Below are 18,555 nucleotides of genomic sequence, written 5' to 3'. Positions count from 1 at the left end.
GCTCGGGTAGTTGTCAAGGCCGCTCATCGCCCTTGCGGCTCGAACCGTCCGGAGGTCCCACGCAACCATGCCACCCAATTCGTCCCCCATCCGCCTCAACGACCTCACCCACCCCGTCGTGGCGGGCCTGATCTCCGTCATCGTCAATTACGGCGGCACCTTCATCCTGGTCTTCCAGGCGGCGAAGGTCGCGGGCCTCAGCCCCGACCTCACCGCCTCCTGGGTCTGGTCGGTCTCCATCGGCGTCGGGTTGACCGGGCTGTTCCTGAGCTGGCGCCATCGCGAGCCGATCATCACCGCCTGGTCCACCCCGGCCGCCGCGTTCCTCGTCACCGCGCTGGCGACGACGCCCTACGCCGAGGCGGTCGGCGCCTACATGATCTCGGCGGCGGCCTTCGTCGCGCTCGGCCTGTCGGGCTGCTTCGAGAAGGTCATCCGGTTGATCCCGCCCGGCATCGCCTCCGGCCTGCTCGCCGGCATCCTGCTCCCCTTCGGCATCGGGGCCTTCGGCGGGGCCAGCGTCGATCCGCTGCTGGTCGGGCTGCTGATCGTCGCCTACGTCGCGCTGAAGCGCTTCTCCGCCCGCTACGCCGTGGTCGGCATCCTCGTCCTCGGGCTCGCTTTCCTGCTGACGCAGGGCCGCGTCGATCTGTCGGGGCTGTCGCTGGAGTTCGCCGCCCCGGTCTTCACCGCGCCGGAATTCTCGCTGAACGCGCTGCTGTCGGTCGCTCTGCCGCTGTTCCTGATCACGTTGTCCGGCCAGTACATGCCGGGGATGCTGGTCCTGCGCAACGACGGCTTCAAGACGAGCGCCAACCCCATCGTGACCGTGACCGGCCTCGGCTCGCTGCTCATGGCCCCGTTCGGCTCCCACGCCTTCAACATCGCCGCCATCACCGCCGCCATCGCGACCGGCAAGGAGGCGCACGAGGACCCGTCCAAGCGCTGGATCGCCGGGATCGCCGCGGGCGTCTTCTACGTGCTCGTCGGGGTGTTCGGGGTGACGCTGGCTGCCGTCTTCATGGCCTTTCCCGCGACCTTCATCACCGCGCTCGCCGGTCTGGCGCTGCTCGGCACCATCGGCGGCAGCTTGGCCGGGGCGATGGCCGACCCGGCGTCCCGCGAGGCGGCGCTGATCACCTTCCTGGCGTCCGCCGCGAACATCAAGCTGCTCGGCATCGGCGGGGCGTTCTGGGGTCTGATGATCGGCCTCGTCGCCCATTTCGTCCTCAACGGGCGCCTGCGCCTGCCCCGCCGCAGCCTGGCGGTGACCGAGGGGGCGACCCCGTAACCGACCAAGGCCTTGTGATCGGCTATCCCCGGGAGGACCGCTCGATCCCGGGGATGGTCGCGACCGCCTCCGCCAGGAATTCCACCAGCAGCCGGACCCGCGCGATGCCGGCCCGCTCCGGCACGATCAGCAGGTTGAGCGGCACGGCGGGCGGCGCGTGGTCCGGCAGGAGAATCTCCAGGCGGCCGTCGGAGAGCAGGTCGTCGACCAGCCAGACATGGGCCGGGCCGATGCCCCGGCCGGCGAGGTAGGCCTCGCGCGCGGCCAGCCCGTGATCGACCCGCAGCCGTCCCCCCAGGGACACGGCGTGAAGGGCCCCGTCCGGCCCTTCGAGCGTCAGCCGGTCGCTCCCCGCGATGTTCGACATGCGCACGCCCTCGAACCCCGCGAGGTCGTCCGGCGTCGTTGGCCGGCCGTGCCGCTCCAAACAGGCCGGCGCCCCGACGAGCACGCGCCGGCTCTGCCCGAGCGACCGCCGTTTCAGGGAGCTGTCGGTGAGCGGGCCGAGGCGGATGGCGATGTCCACGCCGTCGCGCACGAGGTCGATGCGCTCGTCGGTCAGTCCGAGATCGACGGCGATATCCGGATGCCGGTCCTGGAAGGCGAAGATCAGCCGGCTGATGTGCCGGACGCCGAGCGCCGCCGTGCAGGACACGCGCACCGTCCCGGCCGAGGCGCGGCCGGTGTCGCGTGCCTCGTCGCCCGCCTGTTCGACGAGGCGCAGGATCTGGACGGCGTTGGCGTGGTAGCGCTCGCCCTCCGCGGTCAGGACGACGCGCCGCGTGGTGCGGCTGAACAGGGCGACGCCCAGCGCCTCCTCCAGTTCGCGGATGTGCCGGGTGACGCTGGATTGCCCGATGGCCATCTCGCGCGCCACCGCCGACAGGCTTCCCCGTTCGGCGACGCGGACGAAGGTCCGCATGCGGTCCAGCGTGATGCTCGATTGATCCATTTTCCGGCAGAGTTCTATCCGTTCATCCCGTCTACCGGATCAACCTCCACCCGCATAGCGTGAGGCGCAAGCGTTTCAAGCGAACAGGTGCCTGTGATGAACGTGCTGATCGTCTTCGCCCACCCCGACCCCCGCTCCCTCAACGCCGCCCTGCGCGATGCCGCCGTCGCGGAACTGGAGGCGCAGGGCCACACGGTGCGGGTTTCCGACCTCTACGCCATGACCTGGAAGACCACGGTGGACCACGCCGACTTCCCCAGCCTCGGCGAGGGGGAGCGGCTGAAGGTGGCCGCCGCCTCCGGCGCCGCCTTCGCCGCCGATGCGCTGACCGACGACGTGAAGGCTGAGCAGGAGAAGCTGCTGTGGGCCGACGCGCTGATCCTGCAATTCCCGCTCTGGTGGTTCACCATGCCGGCGATCCTCAAGGGCTGGGTCGACCGCGTCTACGCCTACGGCCTCGCCTATGGCGTCGGCGAGCACAGCGACCGCCGCTGGGGCGACCGCTACGGCGAGGGCCGCTTCGCCGGCAAGCGCGCCATGCTGGTGGTGACGACGGGCGGCTGGGCCGAGCATTACGCGCCGCGCGGCATCAACGGCCCGATCGACGACCTGCTGTTCCCGATCAACCATGGCATCCTGCATTACCCCGGCTACGACGTGCTGCCGCCCTTCGTCGCCTACCGGGTGGACCGCTTCGACGAGACCGGCTTCGCGCGGGCGGCGGAGCAGTTGCGGGAGCGGATGCGGACGCTGGGGACGACGGCGCCGATCCCCTTCCGCCGCCAGAACGGCGGCGACTACGCGATCCCCAGCCTCGAACTCCGCCCGGAGTTGGAAGCCCCCGGCGCGTCGGGCTTCGCCCTGCACCGCACCGCCTGAGAGCACTTACAGCCGGATCAGGACGACGCCGAGGATCAAGGAGGCGGCGCCGGCCAGCCGGGTCGGGCTGATCGGCTGCTGCGGCAGCCCAAGCAGGCCGACATGGTCGAAGGCGAGCGAGCCGAGCATCTGGCCGACCACGATCAGCGCCAGCACCGTCGCCGCCCCCAGGCGGGGCACCATCAGGATGGCCGTCCCGATGAACAGCGCGCCGAACAGACCGCCGGTCCAGGTGACCCACGACCCCGCCCCGCTCACCGCTTCGGCGAGGCGGGGTCCGGGGGCGAGGAGCGCCACCGCCAGCATCGCCAGCATGCCGACGACGTAGCTGACGAAGCCCGCCCACCAGGGCGAGCCGAGATCGGCCCTGAGGTTGGCGTTGAGGACCTGTTGCAACGCGACGCTGACCCCGGCGCCGACGACCAGGAGGTACGAGACGGCGGACACTGCGATGGACATGCCATGCTCCCAAGATTGGCTGTGGGTGAATGCCGGATGGGTAGCAGGCGGCGCGGCGGCGGTCTGGTACGGATGTGACCTACCCGGCGCGGTAACGGCCCGGAGTCACGCCGAAGGCACGGCGGAAGCAACGGCCGAGATGGCTCTGGTCGGTGAAGCCGGTGTCCGCCGCCACCGCGGCGATGGGCTCCCCGGCGCGGAGCAGGAGCCGCGCCTCGTTCAGCCGCTCCTGAAGCGCGAAGGCGTGCGGCGGCACGCCGTGACGCTTGCGGAAGCGCCGGGAATACCCCTCGCGGCTCATCCCGGCGCGGCGGGCCGCGTCGCCGACGCTGTCCCACGCCTCGCCCCCCGTGAACGCGGATGCTGGCCCCAGCCCGGTCCCGAAGGAATGGCGATGCTCCTCGGCGATCCGCGTCAGGTCGGGCCAACCCAGCCCGCCCGTCCGCCGCCAGTGCCGGGCCAGCCTGGCGATTGCCTCCGGCGCGGCGTACAGGCCGGGCGGCGTGTAGAGGTTGACGCAGACGACCTCGTCCGCCCCGCACAGCGAGCGGTGCGGCGTTCCCGCCGGGATGTGCACCCCCTCGCCGGGACCGGCCTCGCGCAGGTCGCCCGCGATGACGAAGCGCCGCCGCCCGGCGAGAACGAAGGTCAGCTGATCCTCGCGATGGAAATGCACCGGCAAGGCCACGTCGAGCCCGCGCACCGTCCCCAGCTCGACGATCCCGCTGCCGGTGGGCCGCCAATAGTCCCAAACCTGCGGACGCCCCATGACGGCAATCCTTCCCATCGAATCGTTTTCGGATTGCGATTTTCGCATGGCGCCGATCTGGACTCCATCGCACCGCGCATCCTGTGGCATAAGAGCCCCCGCCACGCCATGGGAACAACGCCGCAGGAACGCAGCCGCACATGATCCGCTTCGACAACATCAGCAAGCAGAATGGTCACCGAATCCTCTTCCTCGAAGCATCGGCGGCGTTGAACCGGGGCGAAAAGATCGGGCTGGTCGGTCCCAACGGAGCGGGCAAGACGACGCTGTTCCGCATGATCACCGGCGAGGATTTGCCGGACACCGGTCAGGTGGCGATCGAGAAGCAGGCGACCATCGGCTACTTCAACCAGGACGTCGGCGAGATGTCCGGCCGCTCCGCCGTCGCCGAGGTGATGGACGGCGCCGGCCCGGTCAGCACGGTCGCTGCGGAGCTGGCCGAGTTGGAAGCCGCCATGGCCGACCCCGACCGCGCCGACGAGATGGACGCCATCATCGAGCGCTACGGCGAGGTCCAGGCCCGCTTCGACGAGCTGGGCGGCTACGAGCTGGAAGGCAAGGCGCGCGAGGTGCTGGCCGGCCTCAGCTTCAGCCAGGAGATGATGGACATGGACGTCGGCATGCTGTCCGGCGGCTGGAAGATGCGCGTGGCGCTGGCCCGCATCCTGCTGATGCGGCCCGAGGTCATGCTGCTCGACGAACCGAGCAACCATCTGGACATCGAAAGCCTGATCTGGCTGGAAGGCTTCCTCAAGGGCTTCGAGGGCGCTCTGCTGATGACCTCGCACGACCGCGAGTTCATGAACCGCATCGTCAACAAGATCATCGAGATCGACAGCGGGTCGCTGACCAGCTACTCCGGCGACTACGGCTTCTACGAGCGCCAGCGGGCGCTGCGCGAGAAGCAGCAGGAGGCGCAGTTCGAGCGCCAGCAGGCCATGCTGGCCAAGGAGCTGAAGTTCATCGAGCGCTTCAAGGCCCGCGCCTCCCACGCCAGCCAGGTTCAGAGCCGGGTGAAGAAGCTCGACAAGATCGAGCGGTTCGAGCCGCCGAAGCGCCGCCAGATCGTGACCTTCGACTTCCCGCCGGCCCCGCGCTCCGGCGACGACGTCGCGGTGCTGAAGAACGTGCACAAGGGCTATGGCAGCCGGACCATCTACGAGGGTCTGGACCTGACGATCCGCCGCAAGGAGCGCTGGTGCGTCATGGGCGTCAACGGCGCCGGCAAGTCGACGCTGCTCAAGCTGGTGGCCGGCGCCACCGAGCCGGACAACGGCACCGTCACGGTCGGCGGCAGCGTGCGCATGGGTTATTTCTCCCAGCACGCCATGGACCTGCTCGACGGCGACCAGACCATCTTCGAATCGCTGGAGACCTCCTTCCCGCAGGCGAGCCAGGGAGCATTGCGTGCACTCGCCGGCTGCTTCGGCTTCTCCGGCGACGATGTGGAGAAGAAGTGCCGCGTCCTGTCCGGCGGCGAAAAGGCCCGGCTGGTCATGGCGATCATGCTGTTCAACCCGCCCAACTTCCTGGTGCTGGACGAGCCGACCAACCACCTCGACCTCGACACCAAGCAGATGCTGATTTCGGCGCTGGGCGCCTACGAGGGCACCATGCTGTTCGTCTCGCACGACCGGCATTTCCTGGCGGCCCTGTCGAACCGGGTGCTGGAGCTGACTCCGGAGGGCATCCACCAGTACGGCGGCGGCTACACCGAATATGTGGCGAGCACCGGGCAGGAAGCGCCGGGCATCCACTGATAATAGCCCTCTCCCCCCCGGGGAGAGGGTTGGGTGAGGGGGCGTTTGCGCCCGGGAGGGCGGGAAAAAGCTCTTGATGTGCTTGCTGGCGCGCCTTCGGCGCCCCCTCATCCTGACCTTCTCCCCGGGGGGGAGAAGGGAATCCGATGGCAACAAGCGGCTTGCGCGCGCCGTCCCCTCCATGGAAACTCGTGCCCGTGTCGTTCGGGCTGGGTTGCGCAACCATGGAGATTTTGGAATGGCTGGGTACGACAACGCCGACGGCCCCGCGGGGCTGGTCATCCGCCTGATCGACACCGCGGTGAAGGCCCTGGACGAGATGTCCGACGCGGCGGGCGAGATCGCGCCGGACGTCGGCTCGCTGACGGACACGCTGGTCGCCGCCCAGCGCATCGCCGACCGCGCGTCGCAGGATCTGCAACGCCTGTCCCAGAAACTGGCCACCCAATAGCGGCCGAAACGGTGCGGCGCCGTGGAGCGCCGCACCGATCCTCCTTTACCGACGCTGTCCGGCGGTGAAGGTGAAGTTGTCGAAGCTGTTCTCGGCGACGCGGAACCACAGATACTCCTCGTCGCGGAACTTCTTCCACGGCTCGTAGATCTTGGCGAACTTCGGGTTGTTCTTGGCCGTCTCGTCGTACAGCTCGTAAGCCGCCTTGTAGCAGGCCTCCATCACCTCGCGCGGGAAGGGACGGAGCTGGGCGCCGCCGGCCACCAGACGCTTCAGGGCGGCGGGGTTGTCGGCGTCGTACTTGGCGTTCATGATCGCCAGCGCCTCGAAGCAGGCCGCTTCCAGGGCCGCCTGATAGGGCTTCGGCAGCTCTTCCCACTTCTGCTGGTTGACCAGAAGCGACACGTTCAGGCCGCCTTCCCACCAGCCAGGGTAGTAGTAGTACTTGGCGACCTTGTTGAAGCCGAGCTTCTCGTCGTCGTAGGGGCCGATCCACTCGGCGGCGTCGATGGTGCCCTTCTCCAGCGACGGGTAGATGTCGCCGCCGGCGATCTGCTGCGGCACGACGCCCAGCTTGGTCAGCACCTGACCGGCGAAGCCGCCGATGCGGAACTTCAGACCGCTGAGGTCCTGGACCGTCTTGATTTCCTTGCGGAACCAGCCGCCCATCTGGGTGCCGGTGTTGCCCGCCGGGAAGTTGACGACGTTGTAGCCCTTGAAGAACTCGCGCAGCAGTTCCATGCCGCCGCCCTGGAGAATCCAGGCGTTCTGCTGGCGGGCGTTCAGGCCGAACGGCACCGTCGCGTCGAAGGTGAAGGTCGGGTCCTTGCCGACATAGTAGTAGCTGGCGGTGTGGCCGCACTCGACCGTGCCGTTCTGCACGGCGTCGAGCACCTGGAGGCCGGGGACGATCTCACCCGAGGCGAAGGGCCGGATCGTAAACTTGTTGTCGGTGATGGCGGCGACGCGGCGCGAAATCACGTCGGCGGCGCCGTAGATGGTGTCCAGGCTCTTCGGAAAGCTGGAGGCGAGGCGCCAATGCACTTCCGGCGTGCTCTGCGCGATGGCCGGAGCGGCAAGGGTGCTGGCCGCGACGCCGACACCGGCGCTGGCAAGGAATGAACGGCGTTTCATACGGGAAGTCCCCTCCTGTTCTTTTGTTCAGGAACGAACCTATCAGCGTCTTTCGAGCCCCCGCAAAAGGTTAGCCGTGCAACGGGCGAATAGCTTCCCCGACGAAATATGTCGTGACAAATGGTTTGCGGTTGAAACCGTTGATTACGGCACCGCCAACCGGTGGTCGCGGAAACGTCCATACGTGTAATGGGCGGCACACCCCCCCTCCGCCGACACCATGCAGGAGCCCATCGGGTTCTCCGGCGTGCAGACCGTGCCGAACAGCTTGCAATCGCTGGGCTTCTTCACCCCGCGCAGGATGTCGCCGCACTCGCAGCCCTTGTGGTCGGGCACCGCGCGGCCCGGCACGGCGAATCGCCGCTCCGCGTCGAAGGTGGCGAATTCCTCCTTCAACCGCAGGCCACTGTCGGGAAGCGAGCCGAGGCCCCGCCATTCGAAGCCGGGCCGCACGTCGAAGGTGTCGGCGACGAGCCGCTGGGCCTTTTGGTTGCCCTCCGGGGTCACCGCGCGGGTGAACTGGTTTTCCACCACCACCCGCCCGTCGTTCACCTGCCGGATCAGCATCAGGATGGCCTGGAGCACGTCCAGCGGCTCGAACCCGGCGATCACCACCGGCGTGCCGTAGGCGTCCGCCACGAAGTCATAAGGTCGGCTGCCGATGACCACGGAGACGTGCGCCGGCCCGACGACGCCGTCGAGCGCCAACGTGCCCGTCTCCCGCACCTCCGGGCTGTCCAGGATGCCCCGGATGGCCGCCGGGGTCAGGACATGGTTGCAGAAGACGCTGAAATTCCTCAAGCCCTTGGCGTGGGCGGCGTGGACGGCCACCGCGGTCGGCGGCGTGGTCGTCTCGAAGCCGATGGCGAGGAAGACGACCTCGCGGTCCGGGTTCTCCTCGGCGATGCGCAGGGCGTCCATGGTGGACAGCACCATCCGCACATCCGCCCCCTCGGCCTTGGCCTTCAGAAGGCTGACCCGTCCCGATCCCGGCACGCGCAGCACGTCGCCGTAGGTGCACAGGATCACGCCGGGCTGGCGCGCGATGGCGATGGCGTCGTCGATCCGCCCCACCGGCAGGACGCAGACCGGGCAGCCCGGCCCGTGGATCATCCGCACGCTGTCCGGCAGCAGGTCGGGGATGCCATAGCGGGACACCGCGTGGGTGTGGCCGCCGCAGAATTCCATCAGGTGATAGGTCCGCCCGGTCGCCGCCTCCCGCGCGATGGCGGCAGCGATGCCGCGGGCCAGCGCCGCGTCCCGGAATTCATCGACATACTTCATCGCACCCGCCCCTTCGCCCTGCCGTGTCGGCATTTGGACAGCGGTGGGAAGGGCTGGCGTTGATACGGATCAAGAATGGGGCGCGCGGGGGGACGTCGTCACAACGCCCCCACCGCGAAACACTCTTACTTGGAGGCGCCCATCATGGGCAGCGACAGCTCCGGCCCCCGCCCCGAATCCTCGATGGCGATGGCCGAGGAGCCGGGGGAGCCCAGCGCCACACTCACCGGACGCCCGTTGTTGTGGTTCTTCCACATCTCGTAGAGCGCCAGCGCCGCGTAGATCTTGGCCTCGCGGCTGGTGTTGTAGAGCCATTCCTGGGTCGGGGTGACGCGCAGCGCGCCGTTGCCCGACTGCTCCACCTTCTCCGCGAAGCGGTAGCCGAGCTGGTTGTTGATGCCGGCGAGCAGCCCGTCGAAGCCCGAGGAGATCCGCCCGAAGCCGGCGTCCGACGCCGCCGACGACGCGCCGCCGAGCGTGCTGGGGGTCTGCCGCTTGACGAGGTCGCCGAAGACCCAGCCCTCCTCGCCGGTGCGCATGGAGCGCACGCCGATCCAGTTGCCTTCCTGCTTCAGCTCGATCACCTCGTCGCCACGGGTGACCGTGGAGCGGACCGAGGCGTTGTCGGACGGGGCGGCGCGCAGGTTGACCTTCTCGCCGGTCACCGTGTGGATGTCGCCGGGGGCCGCCGCCGCAGGCAGGGCCAACGCCGCCGCCACGCCGAGGCCGGCCAGGGTTCCAAGCAAACTCGTCGTCATCCGAGACATGTGCATTCTCCCGCAGAACGCGCGCGTCGCGCGCCGTTTCCCCCTACAACAGGCAAAGGCGGGGTATGCTCCATGGACAGAGGACGGGCGGGCGGAACTACTCGAAAGACACACGCAGGGGGCTGTCGCCGGCGGGCCAGACGCCGCGGTCGACGGCGCGGGCGCCCTCGAAGACCAGCCAGCTCTGCCGGCCGTAGTGCGGCAGCGGGCGGAGCAGCGCCTGCAACGCCGCCGCGTCCTCCGCCGCCACCGCCAGCAGCGGGCGGCCCTGTGGGGTTCGCGCGGTCCACACCCGCGCCGTGCCGCGCCCCTTGAGGTCGTCCGGAACCGGCGGCAGGCCGAGCCGGGCCAGCAGCCGGTCGACCTCCCCCGCCGTTCCGATCACGGCGAGCGGGGCGGCGGGATCGGCGCGGTCGGCCGTGGCGATGCGCGGCTTGCCATCGGCCAGACGCTCGGCCAGCGCGCGGGCGGCCTCGGCGGCGGGACCGGCGGCGGCGATGACGGTGGTGGCCGCGTGGTCCAGCGTCACGTCGCGCAGGGTTGGCGGCGCCTCCCCCGGCGCCAGACGGCGGAACAGGGCGAAGCCGGGATCGACCGCGAGCGCCCGCGGCGCAGCGGCGGTCCGAATCGTCGCCGTCGTTTCGCGACCGTCGAGGCGGAGGCTGTGGCGCTCCGTCCCCGCCGCGGTCCGCACCTCCACCGGCACGGTCAGGCCATAGGCCGGCTCGCCCTGGCGCAGGGTCAGCGCCACCCCGTCGCCCTCCGCCTTGGCTTCCGCAAGTTCCAGCGTCGGCGCCCCCACGCGGGTCAGCCATTGCTCGAAGAAGGGGCCGAGGTCACGCCCCGACGACGCCGCGAAGGCACGGCGCAGATCGTCCCACCCGGCGTCCTGAAAGCGCTTGTCCTCCCAGAAGCGGCGGATGCCCGCGTCGAAGGCGTCCCCCCCGATTTCGGCGCGCAGCATGTGGAACAGCATCGCCGCCTTGCCGTAGCCGACGATCTGGGCGGCGTCGTGGACCTTGGCGCGGAAGTCGGTCAGGGCGGAATCGCGTTCCGCCGGCAGGGCGGCGTAGTCGCGCAGCCAGTCCAGCCGCATGGCCCGCGCCGCGTCCTCCCCGCGCGCCTCCGCCGCCGCGTAGTCGGCCATGACGGTGGTCAGCCCCTCCGACCAGTTGCCGGGCCAGACGCCGCCGTCACCGACGCGCACCCCGTTGCCCCACCAGTTGTGCAGGATCTCGTGGGGCAGCGACTGGGCGCGGATGAAGGGCAGCGGCATCACCTGACGCCCGATGTAGGTCAGCCCCGGAAAGCCCAGACCGACCGGCAGCGGCGCCGACAGGATGGCGAAACCGGCGAAGGGATAGGCGCCGATTCGCGCCGCCTGCGCGTCGATGGTCCGGGCGCCGAGGTCCAGATACTCCTCGGCCAGCGGGGCCTGCTCCGGATGGAAGTAGGTGCGGAGACGAAGACCATTGTGCATCCGTTCCGTCACCTGCCACGCCCCGGCGAAGAGCGAGGGCTCCTCGACGCTGCGATCCTCCGCGAAGGTCGCGGCGTAGCCGGCGCCGTCGCGCGCCTCCTCGACCAGACGGCCGGTCGCCACCGCGATGAAGGGCGCCGGCACGCGGACCGACAGGCGCCAGGAGGGCGGGGACTCCGCGCTCTCGGGCGTCGGAATCCAGCCGGTGCCGGCGGGGAGATAGGCGCCCTCCGCCCCGCCACCCCCGCCCCGCGACTCCGGTGTCAGGGGAGGCAGATTCCCGGCGTAGCGCAGGCGAAGCTCGCCGCCGCCCTCCGGCACGGTGACCGGCAGGGCATTGCCGCGCACCGCGACCGGTTGGCCATCGAGCCGGGCCTCGCCGATCGCCAGCCCCGGCGCCAGCATCAGCCGGTGCGTCCCGGCGGGCAGGCGCAGCCGGTCCTCCACCTCCAGCCGCCGCGCGGCGGGGTCCAGCGTGACGGTCAGGTCATGATGCAGGCCGGCGGCCCAGCCGGGCGCGGCGGCGAGGATGCCGCAAAGGGCGAGGAGAAGGGTGCGCATAACCCGGCACTATAAGGCGTGGACGGCGCCACGCCAGCGGTGACGGTGGCGGTGGCGATGCGGCCCCCGGCCCAACCGACGCTGCGCCGGCTCCCGCGCGACCATGTCACCCCTGCCCCGTCTCGACGGTCAGCGCCATCGGCAGCGGGTTGGCCAGCGTCTGATAGACGACGCAATAGCGCTCGGTCAGCTTGGTCAGGGTGGCGATGCGCTCCGCCGGCTCGTCGGTGTCCAGCTCGAAGCGCAGGCGGATGGCGCGGAAGCCGACCGGCGCGTCCTTCGCCACGCCCAGCGTGCCGCGGAAATCCAGGTCGCCTTCGGCCGACACCGTCCCACCGCGCAGCTTGAACTCCAGCGCCGTGGCGACCGCCTTCAGCGTCACGCCCGCGCAGGCCACCAGCGCCTCCAGCAGCATGTCGCCGGAGCAGGCCTGGGTGCCCGGCCCGCCGGTCGCCGGGTGCAGGCCGGCCTCGACCAGCGCGCGGCCCGTATCCACCTTGCAGGCGATGCCGGAATCGTCCAGCGCGCCACGGGCCTTCAGCGTGACCACCGCCGACTCCGGCGCGTCCTTGTACTTGTCCTTCAGCGGCGCCTGGCGCGCGCGCAGATCCTGTGCATCCATGACCCGTGCGTTTCCTCTGTGGGGTTCGGCTTCTTGATTTGTGCGACCCGCGGATGATGGACCGCAAACACCATCCCGGCAATGCCCAAAGCAAGGCCCGTCGCCCCATCCGCATGCCTCTTTTTGTTGCTCGTCCGGCGGTGGCGCCCTGGCGTAAGGTTTCGTTAACGAAACACGGGATGCGGGGGTTGGAACCATGCTGCGGCTGAGCACGAAGGTCCGGCATCATGGACGGGACGCCATGGTGATCGCGCGGACCCTGGGTGGGCATCCATCCTACGATCTGAGGCTGATCGACGGCACCATCGTGAAATACGCCCTGGAGGCGGACTGCGAGGCGATGCCCGCCGATGGCGGCTTCCCGCCGCCGTCTGCCGGAGCCGGCACGGCGGCGGGGCGTCCGGGCTGAGCCTCCGGCCGGCGGCGGCGGGCAAGAGCGTCGTTGCCGAAACCCGTCCGCCCGCGCAATATCGCGCGATGGAACGGCTGGAAGACGATGGCGGCGATCCGCGGCGGCGTTGGCGGGTGATCGACGGGGGTGCGACTCCCGTCGCGGTGTCCGGCACGCCGCGCGATGGCGACCCGCGCCCGGACGGCGCACCGGACGGGGTCGTGGAAGCCGCGGCGCGCCCGATCCCCGAGGATTACGGGCTGACCCGGGAGGATCTGCGGATCTGGTACGCGCCGGGGCGCGTCGGGGTCGCGCTGGCCCTGGCGGCGACGGTGGGGATGGCGGCGGTGCAGGCTTACGATGCCGGTCGGCTGTCCGACCCCTGGATTCTGGGCGCCCTGCCCGGCCTGCTCACCGGCACGCTGATCGGCGGCTTCGCCGGAATGGGGCTGATGGTTCTGGTCCACTGGTGCGACCCACTGGTCGGCATGGCATGGCCGACCTATGCGCGGCTGCGCCGTTACCGCGACGCGCTGGCCGCCGCGGTCGCCGCGGAACGGAGCGTCAACGAGCGGATGCCCTGATCGTCCCAAAGAATCACGGCAAAGGACATTCCCTCCGCCGCCACCAACGGTGGAAATGAAGGGCCTATCCCATTCGAGAGATGGTGCAGCGGCGCGTCGACCCAATCTGCTTAAGAGCAGACAGGAGAAACGCAGTGAACCGATTTGACGAAAAAGTCTATCGCGTGACGAAGCGCCGGGACGGTCCGAGCCTCCAGGAACAGAAGAGTCAGCTGCTCCGCCTGAAGCAGGATCTCGAACAGTTCAAGTCCCGTCAGGCGGGGGCCGCGGTCGTCGGCAGCCTGCAGGCGCGCATCCGCGAACTGGAAGCCTCGGTTACCCGCGCCGAGGCGGCACGCGTGACGGACGGCGACTCCCGCCGCCCCCGCGGCGACGAGGAGGACGCGGAATCCGGCGACATGCCGATGGCGGACGGCACCATGCGCGCCACCTCCAGCCGCTTCCCGCCGCGCGGACGGCCCGGCCGGACCTTCTGAACCGCAACGAAATCATGCCTCGCGGCCCGGATCACCCTCCGGGCCGTTGCCCTGTCCGGTTGCCCCACCGCCGAACCGATCCGGGTCCGGTTGATCCAGATCAGGGCGGGCCCTGGTCATACCTCATACCTTTGGCTCGGTTCCAAGACCTTAGTCTGATGCTTTGGTCCGGACCGGACGTCCGGAGCGAGCGCGCCGTCCCACGACGCCGAAGCGAGACAGCCCAGGGGTGCATGCCATGACCTTCTCCGTCGCCACCATTGACGCCGCCGTCGCCCCGCCGCCGATGCCCGCCCCGCCGACGCAGGCGGCGGAGACGGTGACCGGTCGCTGCGCCGGCTGCTCGGCGCGGAGCAAGGGTCTGTGCGGCGCCCTGACCGCCGGGGACCTGCCCGATCTGTCGACGGCGTCGCGGCCGCTGGACCTCTTGTCGGCGACCCCGGTTGTGATGGAGGGGGAGGAGGCCGACGCCGTCTTCACCGTCATGTCGGGCATGCTGAAGCTCTACAAGACCCTCCCGGACGGACGGCAGCAGATCACCGGCTTCGCCACCGCGGGCGACGTGATCGGGCTGGCCGTGGGCAGCGGTTACGCCTACACCGCCGAGACGGTCACCGCCTCCACCGTCTGCCGCATGTCGCGGACGGCGCTGCGCCGCCTGATGGAGCGGCACCCGGCGGTCCAGGGCCGGCTGCTCGCCATGACCTCGGTCGAGCTGTCGGCGGCGCAGGACCAGATTCTTCTGCTCGGCTGCAAGACGGCGGTGGAGCGGGTGTCCAGCTTCCTCCTCGCCCTGTCGCGGCGGTCGCGGCCGCTGGCCGACGGCACGCCCAGCGTCTTCCTTCCCATGCCGAAGGTGGACATCGGCGCCTATCTCGGCCTGCGCCCCGAAACGCTGTCGCGCGTGCTGCGCAAGCTGGAAGTCGCCGGGGCGATCACCCGCCTGACCAACGACCGCATCCGCATCGAGGACCCGGCGGCGCTCGAAGCCGCCGCCTGATCGCCCGCTTCCCTCCGTTTCAGGCCCGACCCGCCACCGGATAGCCTTCGCCGCCGAACCCCGCCGCCACATCCTTCACGAAGGCCTGCCCGACCCGGCGGTAGCCCAGCCGGCCGAACAGGCCCGCCGCGTCGAGCTTCGGCGCGGTCGCCGCGACGACGCAGCCGCGCTCGTCCACCACCACCGTCGAACAGCCCAGCTTGCGCGCCAGCAGGTCGATGCCGTCGGCCTGCGCCGCCGAGGTCACCGCCGCGTCGAACAGCCCAACCGCGATGAAGATCGGCACGGTCAGCACGCGGATCATCCCCTCCGCGCTGACGCGGTAGCAGAACAGGCCGCGGATGTGGCCGTCGCTCATCTCGCAGGCCATCACCCCGCCGTCGTCGCCGTCCTGCAGGAACAGGGCGGCCACCTGCCGCCACTCGTCCAGGGTCATGTCACGGTGCAGGGTCTGGACGACGGGCAGCGCCTGATCGGCCTGGGTCTTGGCAAGCGGGGCGAGGATGAAGCTTCTGGGCATGGGCGGGCGATCCTTTCGCGGGCATTGTCCGCGATGCCCCGGTCCGCCGCTTTGATTTTGGTCATGCGCCGCGCGGGTGGAGGAACCAAGGGAGCGAATGCGCGGAGGCGGTGTTTCCTCAGGACAGCGTCCATCACCGGAAACCGGACATGAGCCCTTACCCGCCGCCCCGGCAGGAACCCGACGTGCCGATCCCCATGCCGCTGCCACCCGACGCCCCGCCGGACGAGCCGGTGGAGGCCCCGCCGATGCCCGGCGAGCCGCAGGAGCCCGTCTAGCGAATCCTTGAGGTCAGGGCTTGCGGCGGTAGAGAGCCATGGCGCGCTCCAGGATGCCCGGCGACGAATAATCGCCGAGAAACAGGTCGCCCAGCGCGCGGCGCATCCGCGCCCGGATGCGGGAGCGGATGGCGTTGCGCAGCGCCTCCTCCTGCATGTGGCAGCGGCGGCAGAGGTTCTTCGGGCGGGCCTCCGGGTTGCCGGAGGGGCGGACCGGGCGAACGACGACCTGCACGTCGCGGGTCTCGGCATACTCCACCACGTCGGGCCATGCCGCCCGCCGCCCGCGCCCGTCGCGCCAGGTCTGGTCGGCCGCGTCGTACCAGCGCCCGTCCGGCAGGCAGCGCACGACGGCGCCGCCGGGCCGCCCGCAGCAGCGGCAGCGGTTCTCCCCGCTGGAGCCCTTGCGGTGGGCCGGATCGAGGTCGGGTCGGAGAATCTTTGCGCGGAGCGGTCTGGTCATGGCTTGATGCCTGCCTCGGGGCCGGGACTGCCCCTGCGGGACGTGGCTCATGACATGGATGGCCGCGGACCGCCAGTGCGAATTTGTGAAAAGTTCTCCAGAGACCACGCCCTATGGACATGACCTCTCTTGATGAGTCGGCCGACCCGCATCTGGTCCACGAGCTGGCCAGCGCCCACCCCGACGTGGTGACCGCCGCCGCCGCTGGCGTGGCGCGGGTTGCCCATGGCGAGGGGCTGGGTCTGGTGCCGCTCGGTCTGCCGCTGCCCAAGGGCAAGCGCGACCTGCTGGTCCCGGCGGAACGCCGGGAGGCGGTGCTTCTGGAAATCCAGGGCACGCTCGACCGCGCGCGGCGGCGCAACGCCCTGCTCGCCCAGGGACGCCGCGCGCTGGAGGGCTGGTCCACCAGCCTGCACCCGGCGGACGACCGCACGCGGGTCCGGGCGGTGCGCGGCGAGGATTTGCCCTGGCCCGGCCTGCCCGCCCCCGTGCGGCTCCAGGTGTCGCGCGTGCTCGACGCCATGGAACTGGCCGACCTGACGGACGACGATCTGGCCCTGCGGCTGGAGGGCGACCCGGCGCTGGCCGCCGCGCTGGAGGACGCGCTGTCGCGCACCGCCGTCCGGCTGCACCGCTACGCCGGGGAGGCGGAGGGTGCGGACGATGCCTGGACCTTCGCGTCGCTGGCCGACCGGCTGTCCCGCGCCGCCCGCAACCGCCACGGAGTGGACGAGCTTCTGGAGCGCTGGGACCGCGAGTTCGCCGTGTGGCGGCGCGAGCGGGCGGAGGCGCGCGGCCGCGCCTATGTCGACCGGCATTTCGACCTCGCCCGCTTCGAGAAGCTGTTCCCGGTGGCCCGCGGGCTGGGGCGGCGGCTGGTCCTGGTGGTTGGCCCGACCAACTCCGGCAAGACCCACCACGCCATCGAGGCGCTGAAGGGCGCCTGGGACGGCATCTATCTGGCACCGCTGCGCCTGCTGGCTCTGGAGGTGATGGAGCGGCTGAACGCCGAGGGCACGCCCGCCTCCCTGCTGACCGGCGAGGAGGCGATCACGACACCGGGCGCCCGCCACACCGCCTCGACCATCGAGGTGATGGACCCCGACCGCCCGGTGGAGGTGGCGGTGATCGACGAAATCCAGATGCTCGCCGATCCCGACCGCGGCTGGGCCTGGACGGCGGCGCTGATGGGCGCCCCGGCGGAGACCGTCTACATCCTGGGCGCCCCGGAGGCCCGCCCGCTGGTCGAGCGGGTGGCGGCCCATCTCGGCGAGCGGCTGGAGGTGATCGAGCTGGAGCGCAAGGTGCCGCTGACCCTGATCGACCGCCGCCTGAACTGGGAGGAGGTGGAGCCGGGCGACGCGCTGATCGCCTTCTCCCGGCGGGAGATCCACACGGTGCGCGACACGCTGCGCGCCAAGGGCCTGTCGGTCGCCGCGGTCTACGGCGCGCTGGCCCCGGAGGTGCGGCGGCGGGAGGCGGCGCGCTTCCTGTCCGGCGAGGCCGACGTGGTGGTGGCGACCGACGCCATTGGCATGGGGCTGAACCTGCCCTGCCGCCGCGTGCTGTTCACCGCGCTGGAGAAGTTCGACGGGACCAGCGTCCGCTCGCTGAGCGCGACGGAGGTCAAGCAGATCGCCGGCCGTGCCGGACGCTTCGGCAAGTTCGAGTCGGGGGAGTTCGGCGTGGTCGGCCGGGGCACGCCGCAGGCCCTGCGCAGCCTGCTGGAGAAGACGGACGGGCGGCTGCGCGCCGACGCCCCGCTGAGCGTGCGGCCGACCCGCGCCATGCTGGCCCGTCTGGCCGATCACATCGGGACGGAGGAGACGGTCCTGCTTCTGGACTGCTTCGCCGACGCCCGCACGGCGGGGTCGCCCTACCGGGTGGGCGACCTGTCGGGGATGCGGCGGCTGGCGGTGATGCTGGACGAGCGGCGGCTGACCCTGCCCGCCAAGCTCGACCTGCTGCTGATCCCCGCCGACCTGGAAGACGAGGCGGAGGCGCGCATCCTCGCCGCCATCCTCGGCGCGGTGGAGTCTGGGGAGCCGTCGCCGCTCGGGCGCTTCGTCCCGGCGCGGCTCGACGGGCTGGACGGGGCGGCGCTGGAGGGGCTGTCGCGGGCCTGCGACCTCTATTACTGGGCGGCGCGCAAGTTTCCGTCCCTGTTCCCGGAACGGGAGGCGGTGCGCAGCCGCCGCAGCGAGATCAGCCGGCGTCTGGCCGACCTGCTCGCCACACGCGGGGCGCGGTCCGCCGGGCAGCGGCGCGAGCCGCCGCCCAAGGCCGGTTTCCGCGGCGCCCCGCGCAAGCGCTTCGGGCCACGACGGTAGGGGGGCGGTAAAGCGGCGGCGGAGCGGCGGGCCTTACATCCCGCCCGGGTAGTTCGGGCCGCCGCCGCCCTCGGGGACGACCCAGTTGATGTTCTGGGTGGGGT

21 protein-coding genes are annotated in these 18,555 nt (G+C 70.7%); 10 read left to right on the top strand and 11 right to left on the bottom strand.

The genetic code is table 11. The annotated features are described in order from the left end of the window. Positions 1–67 precede the first annotated feature (67 nt). Entirely contained in the window at positions 68–1,291 is a 1,224-nt protein-coding gene (locus DXK32_RS23300; protein ID WP_114860686.1) for a benzoate/H(+) symporter BenE family transporter, read from the top strand. A gap of 22 nt (positions 1,292–1,313) precedes the next feature. Here DXK32_RS23300 and DXK32_RS23295 read toward each other — a convergent pair whose 3' ends face one another. Next, complete coding sequence (locus DXK32_RS23295; RefSeq protein ID WP_114860685.1) at positions 1,314–2,243, bottom strand: LysR family transcriptional regulator; 930 nt, start codon at positions 2,241–2,243, stop codon at positions 1,314–1,316. A 96-nt stretch (positions 2,244–2,339) separates the two neighbouring features. Here DXK32_RS23295 and DXK32_RS23290 point away from each other — a divergent pair, with 96 nt between their 5' ends. Continuing rightward, positions 2,340–3,122, top strand: a complete 783-nt coding sequence (locus DXK32_RS23290) for an NAD(P)H-dependent oxidoreductase (RefSeq protein ID WP_114860684.1) — start codon at positions 2,340–2,342, stop codon at positions 3,120–3,122. Between the two features lie 6 nt (positions 3,123–3,128). On the opposite strand, the gene DXK32_RS23285 is transcribed toward DXK32_RS23290, so the two are convergent. Both DXK32_RS23285 and DXK32_RS23280 read right to left on the bottom strand, forming a co-directional pair. Beyond that, positions 3,129–3,581, bottom strand: coding sequence for a DMT family transporter (locus DXK32_RS23285; RefSeq protein WP_114860683.1), 453 nt, complete (start codon positions 3,579–3,581; stop codon positions 3,129–3,131). A 79-nt stretch (positions 3,582–3,660) separates the two neighbouring features. Next, positions 3,661–4,350, bottom strand: a complete 690-nt coding sequence (locus DXK32_RS23280; protein WP_247877304.1) for a helix-turn-helix domain-containing protein — start codon at positions 4,348–4,350, stop codon at positions 3,661–3,663. 140 nt (positions 4,351–4,490) lie between these two features. Here DXK32_RS23280 and DXK32_RS23275 point away from each other — a divergent pair, with 140 nt between their 5' ends. Beyond that, positions 4,491–6,110: an ABC-F family ATP-binding cassette domain-containing protein gene (locus DXK32_RS23275; RefSeq protein ID WP_114860681.1), complete on the top strand. Its 1,620-nt coding sequence runs from the start codon at positions 4,491–4,493 to the stop codon at positions 6,108–6,110. 238 nt (positions 6,111–6,348) lie between these two features. Next, positions 6,349–6,561 carry a hypothetical protein gene (locus DXK32_RS23270; protein WP_114860680.1) on the top strand — a complete coding sequence of 71 codons (213 nt, stop codon included), beginning with the start codon at positions 6,349–6,351 and terminating at the stop codon, positions 6,559–6,561. A gap of 45 nt (positions 6,562–6,606) precedes the next feature. On the opposite strand, the gene DXK32_RS23265 is transcribed toward DXK32_RS23270, so the two are convergent. The 5 genes from DXK32_RS23265 to DXK32_RS23245 all read right to left on the bottom strand — a co-directional run bounded on the left by DXK32_RS23265 (position 6,607) and on the right by DXK32_RS23245 (position 12,409). Continuing rightward, positions 6,607–7,695, bottom strand: coding sequence for a TRAP transporter substrate-binding protein (locus DXK32_RS23265; RefSeq protein WP_114860679.1), 1,089 nt, complete (start codon positions 7,693–7,695; stop codon positions 6,607–6,609). Between the two features lie 144 nt (positions 7,696–7,839). Further along, on the bottom strand, positions 7,840–8,979 hold the full coding sequence (gene hypD, locus DXK32_RS23260; protein WP_114860678.1) for a hydrogenase formation protein HypD: 1,140 nt from the start codon (positions 8,977–8,979) through the stop codon (positions 7,840–7,842). 125 nt (positions 8,980–9,104) lie between these two features. Further along, on the bottom strand, positions 9,105–9,737 hold the full coding sequence (locus DXK32_RS23255) for an SH3 domain-containing protein (RefSeq protein ID WP_247877303.1): 633 nt from the start codon (positions 9,735–9,737) through the stop codon (positions 9,105–9,107). Between the two features lie 106 nt (positions 9,738–9,843). Next, positions 9,844–11,787 (bottom strand): M1 family metallopeptidase, encoded by a 1,944-nt coding sequence (locus DXK32_RS23250; protein ID WP_114860676.1) that lies wholly within the window; start codon positions 11,785–11,787, stop codon positions 9,844–9,846. Between the two features lie 106 nt (positions 11,788–11,893). Further along, the gene (locus tag DXK32_RS23245; RefSeq protein ID WP_114860675.1) at positions 11,894–12,409 is read right to left on the bottom strand and encodes an OsmC family protein; all 516 of its coding nucleotides are present in this window, start codon (positions 12,407–12,409) and stop codon (positions 11,894–11,896) included. A gap of 196 nt (positions 12,410–12,605) precedes the next feature. On the opposite strand from DXK32_RS23245, the gene DXK32_RS23240 reads away from it, so the two are divergent. The 4 genes from DXK32_RS23240 (at position 12,606) to DXK32_RS23225 (ending at position 14,860) form a co-directional block, all read left to right on the top strand. After that, the gene (locus DXK32_RS23240; protein ID WP_114860674.1) at positions 12,606–12,818 is read left to right on the top strand and encodes a hypothetical protein; all 213 of its coding nucleotides are present in this window, start codon (positions 12,606–12,608) and stop codon (positions 12,816–12,818) included. Positions 12,819–12,886: 68 nt separating this feature from the next. Then, positions 12,887–13,384 carry a hypothetical protein gene (locus DXK32_RS23235; RefSeq protein ID WP_205215811.1) on the top strand — a complete coding sequence of 166 codons (498 nt, stop codon included), beginning with the start codon at positions 12,887–12,889 and terminating at the stop codon, positions 13,382–13,384. 164 nt (positions 13,385–13,548) lie between these two features. Beyond that, positions 13,549–13,860 carry a Gas vesicle protein V gene (locus tag DXK32_RS23230; protein WP_247877302.1) on the top strand — a complete coding sequence of 104 codons (312 nt, stop codon included), beginning with the start codon at positions 13,549–13,551 and terminating at the stop codon, positions 13,858–13,860. A gap of 238 nt (positions 13,861–14,098) precedes the next feature. Continuing rightward, positions 14,099–14,860, top strand: a complete 762-nt coding sequence (locus tag DXK32_RS23225; RefSeq protein ID WP_114860672.1) for a Crp/Fnr family transcriptional regulator — start codon at positions 14,099–14,101, stop codon at positions 14,858–14,860. Positions 14,861–14,879: 19 nt separating this feature from the next. Here DXK32_RS23225 and DXK32_RS23220 read toward each other — a convergent pair whose 3' ends face one another. After that, the gene (locus tag DXK32_RS23220) at positions 14,880–15,380 is read right to left on the bottom strand and encodes a hypothetical protein (RefSeq protein ID WP_114860671.1); all 501 of its coding nucleotides are present in this window, start codon (positions 15,378–15,380) and stop codon (positions 14,880–14,882) included. Between the two features lie 149 nt (positions 15,381–15,529). Here DXK32_RS23220 and DXK32_RS33535 point away from each other — a divergent pair, with 149 nt between their 5' ends. After that, positions 15,530–15,658 (top strand): hypothetical protein, encoded by a 129-nt coding sequence (locus tag DXK32_RS33535; RefSeq protein ID WP_014197696.1) that lies wholly within the window; start codon positions 15,530–15,532, stop codon positions 15,656–15,658. A 13-nt stretch (positions 15,659–15,671) separates the two neighbouring features. Here DXK32_RS33535 and DXK32_RS33215 read toward each other — a convergent pair whose 3' ends face one another. Continuing rightward, positions 15,672–16,121, bottom strand: coding sequence for a hypothetical protein (locus tag DXK32_RS33215; RefSeq protein ID WP_247877301.1), 450 nt, complete (start codon positions 16,119–16,121; stop codon positions 15,672–15,674). 113 nt (positions 16,122–16,234) lie between these two features. On the opposite strand from DXK32_RS33215, the gene DXK32_RS23210 reads away from it, so the two are divergent. Further along, entirely contained in the window at positions 16,235–18,451 is a 2,217-nt protein-coding gene (locus DXK32_RS23210) for a helicase-related protein (RefSeq protein WP_114860670.1), read from the top strand. A gap of 33 nt (positions 18,452–18,484) precedes the next feature. Here DXK32_RS23210 and DXK32_RS33725 read toward each other — a convergent pair. Then, a partial coding sequence (locus DXK32_RS33725; RefSeq protein ID WP_205215813.1) for a 4Fe-4S dicluster domain-containing protein occupies positions 18,485–18,555 on the bottom strand: 71 nt, incomplete at its 5' end.

It is taken from the genome of Azospirillum brasilense, from assembly GCF_003349955.1.
Lineage (GTDB): Bacteria > Pseudomonadota > Alphaproteobacteria > Azospirillales > Azospirillaceae > Azospirillum > Azospirillum brasilense_B.
This window is presented reverse-complemented; position numbering and strand designations above follow the sequence as displayed.